12 protein-coding genes are annotated in these 11,277 nt (G+C 35.5%); 10 read left to right on the forward strand and 2 right to left on the reverse strand.

Going from position 1 to position 11,277, the window contains the following annotated elements:
- Positions 1 to 107: 107 nt before the first annotated feature.
- Positions 108 to 470, forward strand: coding sequence for a MerR family transcriptional regulator (locus F1560_RS19980; protein ID WP_149476508.1), 363 nt, complete (start codon positions 108 to 110; stop codon positions 468 to 470).
- A gap of 244 nt (positions 471 to 714) precedes the next feature.
- Positions 715 to 2,052: a type I glutamate--ammonia ligase gene (gene glnA, locus F1560_RS19985; RefSeq protein ID WP_149476386.1), complete on the forward strand. Its 1,338-nt coding sequence runs from the start codon at positions 715 to 717 to the stop codon at positions 2,050 to 2,052.
- Between the two features lie 311 nt (positions 2,053 to 2,363).
- Here the strand turns inward: glnA and lexA are convergent, their stop codons facing one another.
- The gene (lexA, locus tag F1560_RS19990; protein WP_149476387.1) at positions 2,364 to 2,987 is read right to left on the reverse strand and encodes a transcriptional repressor LexA; all 624 of its coding nucleotides are present in this window, start codon (positions 2,985 to 2,987) and stop codon (positions 2,364 to 2,366) included.
- A 281-nt stretch (positions 2,988 to 3,268) separates the two neighbouring features.
- On the opposite strand from lexA, the gene F1560_RS19995 reads away from it, so the two are divergent.
- From F1560_RS19995 to F1560_RS20025, 7 genes are all read left to right on the forward strand, one after another.
- Positions 3,269 to 3,907: a YneB family resolvase-like protein gene (locus tag F1560_RS19995; protein WP_149476388.1), complete on the forward strand. Its 639-nt coding sequence runs from the start codon at positions 3,269 to 3,271 to the stop codon at positions 3,905 to 3,907.
- Positions 3,908 to 4,096: 189 nt separating this feature from the next.
- Positions 4,097 to 4,330 (forward strand): DUF896 domain-containing protein, encoded by a 234-nt coding sequence (locus tag F1560_RS20000; RefSeq protein ID WP_149476389.1) that lies wholly within the window; start codon positions 4,097 to 4,099, stop codon positions 4,328 to 4,330.
- 295 nt (positions 4,331 to 4,625) lie between these two features.
- The gene (gene tkt, locus F1560_RS20005; protein WP_149476390.1) at positions 4,626 to 6,629 is read left to right on the forward strand and encodes a transketolase; all 2,004 of its coding nucleotides are present in this window, start codon (positions 4,626 to 4,628) and stop codon (positions 6,627 to 6,629) included.
- 243 nt (positions 6,630 to 6,872) lie between these two features.
- On the forward strand, positions 6,873 to 7,331 hold the full coding sequence (sirA, locus tag F1560_RS20010; protein ID WP_149476391.1) for a sporulation inhibitor of replication protein SirA: 459 nt from the start codon (positions 6,873 to 6,875) through the stop codon (positions 7,329 to 7,331).
- A 46-nt stretch (positions 7,332 to 7,377) separates the two neighbouring features.
- Complete coding sequence (locus F1560_RS20015) at positions 7,378 to 7,599, forward strand: YneF family protein (RefSeq protein WP_095308808.1); 222 nt, start codon at positions 7,378 to 7,380, stop codon at positions 7,597 to 7,599.
- 368 nt (positions 7,600 to 7,967) lie between these two features.
- Positions 7,968 to 8,672, forward strand: coding sequence for a cytochrome c biogenesis CcdA family protein (locus tag F1560_RS20020; protein WP_149476392.1), 705 nt, complete (start codon positions 7,968 to 7,970; stop codon positions 8,670 to 8,672).
- Positions 8,673 to 8,841: 169 nt separating this feature from the next.
- Complete coding sequence (locus tag F1560_RS20025; protein WP_149476509.1) at positions 8,842 to 9,315, forward strand: CcdC family protein; 474 nt, start codon at positions 8,842 to 8,844, stop codon at positions 9,313 to 9,315.
- A gap of 28 nt (positions 9,316 to 9,343) precedes the next feature.
- On the opposite strand, the gene F1560_RS20030 is transcribed toward F1560_RS20025, so the two are convergent.
- On the reverse strand, positions 9,344 to 9,802 hold the full coding sequence (locus F1560_RS20030; protein WP_149476393.1) for a DUF2621 family protein: 459 nt from the start codon (positions 9,800 to 9,802) through the stop codon (positions 9,344 to 9,346).
- Between the two features lie 239 nt (positions 9,803 to 10,041).
- Here F1560_RS20030 and F1560_RS20035 point away from each other — a divergent pair, with 239 nt between their 5' ends.
- Entirely contained in the window at positions 10,042 to 11,160 is a 1,119-nt protein-coding gene (locus F1560_RS20035; RefSeq protein WP_149476394.1) for an ATP-binding protein, read from the forward strand.
- Positions 11,161 to 11,277: the final 117 nt, after the last annotated feature.

The following is an 11,277-nucleotide window of genomic DNA, read 5'->3' on the forward strand; positions in this document are numbered from 1 at the left end:
AGATGTTAGAATACCTAACATTTAATTGACATGATACCTTACATAATTTATACTATTCTTATAAAAGCTTAGGGGGTTATCTTTTGAATGATCAAGATCGTCGTTCGATGCCCTTGTTCTCAATTGGTATAGTTATGAAACTAACTGAACTAACAGCGAGACAAATCAGATATTATGAAGAGAATGAATTAATCGCTCCAGAACGAACCTCTGGTAATCAACGTTTGTTTTCCTTCAATGATGTTGACAAACTTCTGGAAATTAAAGACCTTCTAGATAAAGGCTTGAACTTAGCTGGGATAAAGCTTGTGCTTAAGGGTGAAGTAATTGTTGAAGAAAAGGTTGAGCAGAAATCGGATATATCTGATAAAGAACTTAGAAAAATCTTAAAACATGAGTTAAGTGAAGCTGGTAGACTAGGAAGAACAAGTTTACGACAAGGTGAGCTATCAAGATTTTTTCGCAGCTAGGGGTATAAAATGATCCTAACTGAATTGGTGCAAGTAAGCTATTCATTCAGAAGCTTGCACTACAAAGTAAAAGGATTTCTATGAAAGCAATAAAGTCTTTCATAAGATTCCGTGGAATGAATAACCAGCTTCTTACGAAAAAGGTGTTAGGTATGCGAGGGAAGCAATGTCAATTTAACGATATATTTCATCAAGAGCTTCCCGACATGCATACTTACAATATATTTTAGGAGGAGATACAATAATGGGTGACAGGTTTACGAGAGATGCAATCAAGAAGCGAATTAAAGAAGAAAACGTAAGGTTTATTCGTTTACAATTTACGGATATGCTTGGAACAATTAAAAACGTCGAAATCCCGCTAAGTCAACTAGATAAAGCTTTGGATAATAAGATGATGTTTGACGGTTCTTCGATTGAAGGTTTTGTCCGTATTGAAGAATCGGATATGCAGTTACATCCAGATTTGGATACGTTTGTAGTGTTCCCATGGACTTCAGAAAAAGGAAAGGTAGCACGTTTTATTTGTGATATTTATAATCCGGATGGTACACCGTTTTCTGGATGCCCAAGATACAACTTGAAACGTAACCTAAAGAAAATGGAAGAGTTAGGATTCACCGCGTTTAACATTGGGACTGAACCCGAATTCTTTTTATTCAAACTTGATGAAAATGGTGAGCCAACACTTGAATTAAACGATCATGGTGGATATTTTGACTTAGCGCCAACAGATTTGGGAGAAAACTGCCGGAGAGATATCGTTTTAGAGCTTGAAGAAATGGGCTTTGAAATTGAAGCTTCTCACCATGAAGTAGCACCTGGTCAACATGAAATTGACTTTAAATATTCAGATGCAGTAAAACATGCGGATGATATCCAAACGTTTAAATTAGTTGTTAAAACAATTGCAAGAAAGCATAACCTGCATGCCACATTTATGCCAAAACCACTATTCGGGGTGAATGGTTCTGGAATGCATGTTAATATGTCGTTGTTTTCTGGTAATGAGAATTCCTTCTATGATAAAAAAGGTAATATGGAATTAAGTAAAACAGCATTTCATTTCCTTGCTGGTATATTAGAACATGCGACGAATTTTACAGCTGTAACAAATCCAACTGTAAATTCATACAAACGATTAGTACCTGGCTACGAAGCACCTTGTTATGTTGCATGGTCTGGCTCAAATCGAAGTCCGTTAATTCGTATTCCAACATCAAGAGGTTTAAGTACTCGTATTGAAGTTCGTAGTGTTGATCCAGCTGCAAATCCATATATGGCTCTTGCTGTATTGTTAGCTGCCGGTCTTGATGGTGTGAAAAGTAAAATGGAGCCACCTGTTTCAATTGACCGTAATATTTATGTAATGGATAAAGCAGAACGTGAAGCAAATGGTATTAAAGATTTGCCTGCTACGTTAATGGATGCACTAGTTGAATTTAAGAAAGATGAAGTGCTTGTGGAAGCTTTAGGGGAGCATTTATTTGAACACTTTATTGAAGCGAAGGAAATTGAATGGGATATGTTCAGAACAACTGTTCACCCATGGGAGAGAGAGCAGTATTTATCGAACTATTAGGTGTGTTTATTTGGTGAGTGCGGTTAAATATTTAGTGGAGCTCAATGCTTAATATTTGGCATGTACCCACGAAATAATCACAGATTTATCGCTATTAATTTTCATATTACGATTTCTAAATACCGTTCATACATGTAGGTGTGAGCGGTATTTTTTATTGTCTTCTAAAGGTGACTACGCGAGTATATGTGAGTTGTTGTGATGTCCATTCACGAGAAATAGCCCAACACGTATTGTGAAAGGGCTATTTCTCGTGAATCCTAACGGAAAATCTATTTTAGCTGTTTGCTCGTAGCTACATGGCCAATATATTAATGAATATTTCGGTATAAGCCGATTACTTTTCCTAAAATGGATACATTTTGGTAAATTAATGGCTCCATAGTGGCGTTTTCCGGTTGTAGACGAATATGACCCTTTTCCTTGAAAAATCGTTTTACTGTTGCTTCATCATCCTCGGTCATTGCTACAACAATATCGCTATTCTCTGCAGTGTTCTGTTGTTTCACAATAACCATATCACCATCAAGAATCCCGGCCTCTATCATACTTTCTCCATCAATTTCAAGAATAAATAAATTATCATCCGGACTTGCGGTTGTGCTAGGAAGCGGAATAAATTCTTCGATGTTTTCAACGGCAGTAATTGGAATGCCGGCAGTAACCTTACCAATCACAGGAGCATAGCGAACTTCTTCTTTAGGAATATGACTATCTTCAGATAGATCAATAATTTCAATCGCCCTTGGTTTCGTAGCATCCCGACGAATATAACCTTTCGATTCAATTCTCTCAAGATGTCCATGAACGGTAGAACTAGAAGCAAGACCAACAGCAGCAGCTATTTCACGTACAGACGGTGGATATCCTTTTTTACTTACTTCATCTTTAATGAACTCAAGAATCATTTGTTGTCTTTTTGAAAGTTTTGTCATCTCTTTTTCACCTCTTACATAGGATTTATTAATGATAGTTTACCATTTTACGTATACTTAAGCAAACGTTCGTTCTGAAAAACAGTTGACAGGACCATATGTTCGGTAGTATACTTCCATTAACCGAACAGTAGTTCTTAAAAAGAGGGGGCTATACCATGTTTGAAAAAATTTCAAAAACGGATGCTTTTTATTTAGTAGCTTTTGCGTTAACATTAGGATTCTTATACTTTTCTATCATTATTAGTGGGTAAACTATAGGGATGAAGGAGCACGATGTTTTGAATGCACTAATTTACTGCCGTGTTAGCACAGATAAAAAGACACAAGAGACTTCATTGGCTCGGCAAAAGCAAGAACTTTTTAAGCTTGCAGCTAAACATAATTTTACAGTTATTGATTGTATTGAGGAACAAGAAAGTGGTTATGAAATTGAGCGAGAAGGTATATTTAAAATGCTTGATTATTTTTCTGCAAACAAAGCCGATTGTTTATTGATTCAAGATGAGACAAGACTTGGTAGAGGCAACACGAAAATTGCCCTATTTCACCAACTAAATAAACTGAACATCCCTATCTATACAGTGATGAACGATGGGGAATTAGAGTTAACTGAATCAGATTCGATGGTTTTGCAAATTGTAGGGATTGTAGAGGAATATCAGCGGAAAATTCACAACATGAAAATAAAACGTGGGATGAAAAAGGCTATTCGTGAAGGATATAATCCAAGTGAAAACCTATCAAATACAAATCACGCTCCAGGAAGAGATCGTATTACCTTTCCCATTGAAGAGGTTGTTCGCCTACGTCAAAACAACCTCACCTTTGATGAAATTACGAGAACATTAAATGGACTAGGATATAATGTTTCTAAAGCAACGGTTCATCGGAGATATAAGGAATTTCAAAATACTTGAATATCGCTAACGTGTAGAGTACGATGTAAAGACAGGAATTGAAATTTTATTCTTGTCTTTTATTTTGCAAATAGGAAAGAAAAGCATAATACTTTGCTATTTGCATAAGTGCAACTAAGACATTCGCCTGAAATCTTGACGAATGCCAAGTTTTCTAATGTTATTTTATTATAGTAGGAGGTCCGTTCTATGCTAACGAAAGAAAAACTAGAACGTATTAATATATTGGCGAAAAAAGCGAAAGAAGAAGGGTTATCCGATAAGGAAAAAAAGGAACAGAAGCAATTAAGAGAAGAATATTTGAATAATGTACGAAGTTCTTTTAAAAACCAATTTAAAACAATGACAGTAATTGACCCTGCCGGAAACGATGTTACACCACAAAAGGTTCGAGATTTACAAAAAAGAAATAAAATGCATTAATGTTCACTTTTAAAAGAACAGCTAGATCTACTGAATAAGTGATCAGCTGTTCTTTATTTATATTAAATGAAATATTTTAAAGCTTTGTAGGTCCATTAAATTTCAAAATATACTTCATCATTGGATAGTTACTAGTTTTTTTAATAGCTTCTATTATGAAAGATTAAGTTATTTGACTCCTATTTTGTTTGGAGAACAAACAAAATAGGTGGAATTACTTGTTACAAAACCGGTTTCATTATAGAATGAAGTAGAATACTCCATTAACTTTAGAAACGAGAGGTGCAAGTAAACTATGTCACATGAGATTGAAAAGTTATCAGTAAATTCGATTCGTACATTGTCGATTGATGCAATCGAACATGCAAATTCCGGTCACCCAGGTTTACCGATGGGAGCTGCGCCAATGGCGTATACGCTATGGACGGACTTTATGAATCATAACCCAAAGAATTCGAAATGGTTTAACCGAGATAGGTTCGTACTTTCTGCTGGACATGGATCCATGCTTTTATACAGCTTACTTCATTTATCTGGCTATGATGTTACCATTGATGATTTGAAAAATTTCCGCCAATGGGATTCTAAAACACCAGGTCATCCAGAAGTAAATCATACAGATGGTGTAGAAGCAACAACTGGTCCACTTGGACAAGGGATTGCAATGTCCGTTGGTATGGCAATGGCTGAAGCGCATTTAGCAGCTAAGTTTAACAAAGAAGATTTATCTGTTGTTGACCATTATACGTACGCACTTGTTAGTGATGGCGATTTAATGGAAGGTATTTCACATGAAGCAGCATCACTTGCTGGACATTTAGGTTTAGGGAAGTTGATCGCGTTATATGATTCAAACGATATTTCTCTTGATGGCGACCTAAACCGTTCGTTCTCTGACAATACAGAGCAACGCTTTAAAGCTTATGGATGGCAGGTAATTCGTGTAGAAGATGGAAACGATTTAAATGCAATTCGTAATGCAATTAAAGAAGCACAAAGCAATACAACACAGCCAACATTAATCGAGATTAAAACAATTATCGGTTACGGATCACCGAATAAATCAGCGTCTGCATCTTCACACGGTGCGCCTTTAGGATCGGATGAAGTAGTATTAACAAAAGAATATTACAAATGGACACATGATGATTTCCACGTACCAGATGAAGTATATGCAGACTTCAATGAAAAAATCGTTCAAGATGGTGCAGAGAAGGAATCACAATGGAATGAACTGTTTGCTGCGTATAAAGAGAAGTATCCAGAAGCAGCTGGGGAGCTTGAGCTTGCAATTAAAGGTGAACTTCCTGCTGGTTGGGAAAAAGAACTTCCAGTATTCCAGCCTGGGGAAGATACGTTGGCAACAAGAGCTTCTTCCGGAAAGGTTCTGAATGCAATTGCAAAAGCAGTGCCTAATTTCTTCGGTGGAAGTGCTGACTTAGCAGGATCTAACAAAACAACAATGAATGACGATGATGATTTCACTCGTGAAAACTATGCAGGTAGAAATATCTGGTTTGGTGTTCGCGAGCATGCAATGGGTGCTGCGTTGAATGGTATGGCATTACATGGTGGTTTGAATGTGTATGCAGGTACATTCTTCGTATTCAGTGATTATCTACGTCCGGCGGTTCGTTTATCTTCTATTATGAATACTCCGGTTACGTATGTATTTACACATGATTCAATTGCTGTTGGTGAAGATGGTCCAACCCATGAGCCAGTAGAGCATCTAGCAGCTTTACGTGCAATTCCTGGATTATCTTTGATTCGCCCTGCTGATGCAAATGAAACACAAGCGGCATGGAGACTAGCAGTAGAATCAAAAGATCAACCAACTGCACTTGTCTTAACGAGACAAGACTTGCCAACGCTAGAAGGCACGAAAGAAAATGCCTATGAAGGTGTTAAAAAAGGTGCTTATGTCATTAGTAAGTCCAAGAAAGAAACTCCAGATGCGCTATTACTTGCAACAGGATCTGAAGTTCAATTAGCGGTAGCAGCACAGAAAGAATTACTAGAAAAAGATATCGATGTAAGTGTAGTAAGTATGCCTTCTTGGGATCGTTTCCAGGAGCAAGATGAAGCATACCGTAATGAAGTAATTCCGCCACATGTAAAAGCTCGTGTTGGAATTGAAATGGCTTCATCATTCGGTTGGGATCGTTACGTTGGCGACCAAGGTGCAATTATTGGAATTGACCGATTCGGAGCTTCTGCAAAAGGTGAAAAAGTAATCGCAGAATATGGCTTTACGGTTGAAAATGTTATCGAGCATGTTGAAAAAGTATTGAAATAAAGCCTAAACAAGATGGTTCCTTTGGGACCATCTTGTTTTTATGCAATAAGGACGTTTTAGTATAGAAAATAGTTTCGCCAGAGTCTGTATGGTAGTTTGATTAAAAGGAGTCGTATCACAAAAAATGTATCATTTACTCTTTGTTTTGTTAATTCGACAAAAATAGTTGGTATTTGCATGTTAATATGACATTCTTCTCTGCATGTCTTCTCTATAATAGAGTTAAAAGGGAGGAGACTAGAGATGATGGAGTATGCTATTTATTGGATCAAAGAGGATATCGCAAGATCTTATTTTCACAAAGGTGATATACTTTACCGATTTCTTAAAGAATATGAGGCCAATCCTACTAGAGAAGATTTGAAGGCCCAATACATATATATTACTCATCATATTCCTTTTCAGGCAATTGCAGCACAGTTAAATAATCAAGCACTTGAGCAAATATCCATTCAAACGGATGGACAAATGTTATACTTAAATAAAAATGATCTTACGATTCGTCTCCACGCTGAAAATGGGCGTTTGCATTTCCAGTGTAAAGATTTACAGGAAGCAGCTATGGTATTATTTCCTATGTTACGTAATTGTTATCCCTTTGTATTTGTCCAAGGGAAAAATGTACCCAATTATGGCTGGATTTCTCCAATCACACTAAAAAACAGTGTTAGGATGAGACAAGTATTGTATTCTCACCGTTAATTTAATATACTGTACTAGAGACAACACGAAGGAGGAAAAACTAGAAATGAGCACAATTTGGGTCGTACTAATTGCTATAGCAGCGTTAATTGCTGGTGTTGCTCTTGGATTTTTTATTGCGAGAAAATATATGATGAGCTATTTAAAAAAGAATCCACCTATTAATGAGCAGATGCTTCGGACATTAATGATGCAAATGGGTCAAAAACCGTCGCAGAAGAAAATTAATCAAATGATGCGTGCAATGAATAATCAAGGTGAAAAGTAACACTTTGATACATATGGGGCTATAAGGTAGAAGGGATCTTTTTAATAATTGATGTTGATTAATTTCCCTCGCTGATCTTATAAATTTTTGATTCGTTTTTTGCAAAACCACTTTTCTGTTACAACGGTAAACAGCGAAGTGGTTTTTTAGTTTTGATCATACTTCTTATCTAAGCTGAGATTCTAGAAAGAAGAAAAATACAATATACTATTTCTATAGACAAAGAGTACAAGATAAACGCCATCCACAGCTATAAAAAGCTATAAATAAAAGTGATAAATGAGATGTACGCTATTTGTCAAAATCATTTGCTTTTCTTTGTAACGTTTTCTGTTAGAATAGAAACTGGAAATGATAGGGGGATTATGATGTCAGAAATAAATATTTTCCTCGCATTTGGGGCGGGCTTTCTATCTTTTATTTCACCATGTGTGTTACCGCTTTATCCAGTTTTTTTATCTTATATTACTGGTATGAGTGTAAGTGAAATAAATGATGAAAATAAAAAACTGAATAAGAAAGCATTGATACATACGATTTGTTTTTTGATTGGATTTTCCAGTATATTTGTTATGATTGGGTTTTCAACTACATTTATTTCAGAGTTTCTGATGACGTACCAAGATTTGATCAGACAAATTGGAGCAATTGTCATTATATTCTTTGGTCTTGTACTCGTAGGTGTTCTTAACTTTGAATTTCTTATGAAGGATAGGAAAATCCATTTTAAAAATCGTCCAGCAGGATTTTTCGGGTCTATTATAATTGGAATGGCTTTTTCACTTGGATGGACACCTTGTGTTGGACCTATTTTGCTCATTGTTTTGTCGTTAGCGGCAACGAATCCGGAAATAGGAATGGTTATGATGATCAGTTACATTCTCGGATTTTCGATTCCATTTATATTGCTATCCCTGTTTATTGGCAAAATAAAATGGATTAAAAAGCACAGCAGCCGTTTAGTTACTATCGGTGGGTGGGTAATGATATTAATGGGAATCGCACTGTTCTTTGATTGGATGACTAAACTTACGGGCTTTTTAGCAGGGTGGTTTGGTTTTTCCGGATTTTAATGGATTTTTACGACCGGTTATATTACTATTGTATTGAATGAGAAAAAAACGGTAGCTCTTTAATAACCATTTGCTAAGGTGTGTTGCTTTTGCAGGTGGTTATTAAACTACGAATTAAAGTGAATCAATGAATCTGGAATGGATTCATTCTTATGAGAGAGTGATTGACATGTTTTGGGCGGTTGCAAGTACGATTGTAGCAGCAGGTATGGCTATTGGAATGATATTTGTACGATTAAATGCAGCAAAGAAGCCTGCTTCCATAAAGAAAATTATCTTGCCACCGTTATTTATGAGTACCGGGGCACTAATGTTTATTTTCCCGGTTTTCCATATTCCATGGATTCAAGTAATGGAAGCTTTCTTCGTTGGAATGATTTTTTCAATATTGCTTATTAAGTCTTCAAAATTTGAAATTCGAGATCAAGAAATTTTTCTTGTGCCTTCTAAGGCATTTCCATTTATCTTATTTGGTCTTTTAATTGTAAGAATCGTTATTAAAATAATTATAGGAAGTACGATTTCTTATGGAGAAACAAGTGGGATGTTCTTTATTCTCGCGTTCGGTATGATTGTGACGTGGAGAGCATCGATGCTCTATCAATTCATGCAATTAAAGAAAAATGCGCTACCCAATGGGTAAGCGCATTTATTTTTGTAGGGAATGTAACTTACTTATATTTTTCTTTCCAGTCGCTAGCATAATTATCTTTAGAGACTTCAAAAAGGTGTTCATATGGAGTAATATCGATTTCTTTTTGATTTAATTTTTTTATTAAAAATTTGTGATCTCTTTTGGGTGTCGCAATAATGTAGCCTTCGATTAATGTAGATTGTGTAATCGAATGTTGTTCTTTTTTTAAGGAGATTTCTCCAATTTTACTAGCAATTTTATGCCTTGCCACATCCCTGAAAAGCTCAGGTACAGGTGATACTAATTCTTCTAGTAATTGCTTTTCTTCGTCCTTCCACATATGACGAGTTTTTTCCATATAGTACTCTTCCCAATCCATGACTGATTTCCCATCATCTTTTGGCAAACGTTTCAAGAACTTCCGGAACATGAAAAATCCACCAATTGCCATCAAACTAATTAAGAAGAACCCCCACAAAACAATAATTACAGACATGTTATTCACCTAGCTCTTTTTAATGTATGAAACGCAATAGTTACGAATATTAGCTACAATTGTAATAATTAATTTATTTTTTGTTATAATTGTAGTAAAATGACATTGATTAATCATTCAAATGGTATCTATTTCTATCTATTATAATGGGAGTAAAAAAGATAAACAAGTATCATACTCTATAAGTTATAATCATATCTATATTATAAAGATGTGTTTTAATAGAAAGGGGAGCAGTTATGGAAATTAATAATAATAATGGCGAGGATATATCAGCGTTTTTTAGTAAAACAAATACGACCAATAGAGTTGCTGCATTACCCCTATCCGTACTAAGTTGGATTGAAGAAAATAGTAGTGATGTCTTTTTATTAATTGATGAAAATGGGAAAATTGTATACGCAACAAAAGCAGTCGAGTCCACTTTAAGCTATAAAGTGCAAGATCTCCTTGGAATCTACTGGCATGAAAAACTTCCTGAAAAAGATGTATTTTATATTCGAAAACAAGTGAAAGGTCAGAAAAGTAGTAGGAAGAATTTCGTTCTGAACGTTCTTAATAACGATAGAAATCATGTGCTATTAGATTGTATTGTTGAAGAGTGGACGGATGGCGGTACAAGGCCAATGCATTATCTCGTTTATTTAAAAGATATTACGCATAAAAAGGAAACAGAGGAAATGATGGTTCGTTCTGAAAAAATGTCAGTTGCGGGTCAATTGGCTGCAGGAATAGCTCATGAAATCCGAAATCCATTAACATCTTTAAAAGGGTTCCTACAGCTGCTGCAGGCAGGGGTTAATCGAAAAGAGGAATACTTTACAATTATGATTGATGAAATTGAAAAAATTGAAAAAATTGAATCTATTACTTCAGAACTTTTATACATATCTAAGCCTTTAACAGATAATAAGAAAATCGAACCTGTTATTAACATGATTGAAGACATAGTGACATTATTACTGCCGCAAGCGACGTTAAATAATATCGAGATTTTAATTGAACGTCCAGTACATGAAAAGATTTTCTGTGATCGTTCGCAAATTAAACAGGTTTTAATTAACTTAGTGAAGAATGCGATTGAGGCAATGGATACCCCGGGAAAGATTGTACTTTCAACGGAGCAAGTGGATGATAACATTATTATTTCAGTATCAGACGAAGGTCGTGGTATCGAAACGGATATTCTTCATAAGCTTGGGGAGCCGTTTTTTACAACGAAGCAAAGTGGGACCGGATTAGGGTTATTAATAACAAAGCAAATCCTTAAAGCGCATCATGCCAGTTTGCAAATAAAACAAAAACCGACAAAAGGAAGTACATTCCAGCTTGTTTTCACGGATTCAAAAGAGGAATGAATATTAATTGATAACTTACAACGAGAAGTTCACTTCTGTTTGTATAAGTAAAAGTTATCAATTTACATAATTTATTGGTATAGCCTTAATTAGAACAATTATTTGTTTTATCTGGTA

Origin of the sequence: Oceanobacillus polygoni (assembly GCF_008304605.1) — a bacterium.
In the GTDB taxonomy this organism is placed as follows: Bacteria; Bacillota; Bacilli; order Bacillales; family Amphibacillaceae; genus Oceanobacillus; species Oceanobacillus polygoni.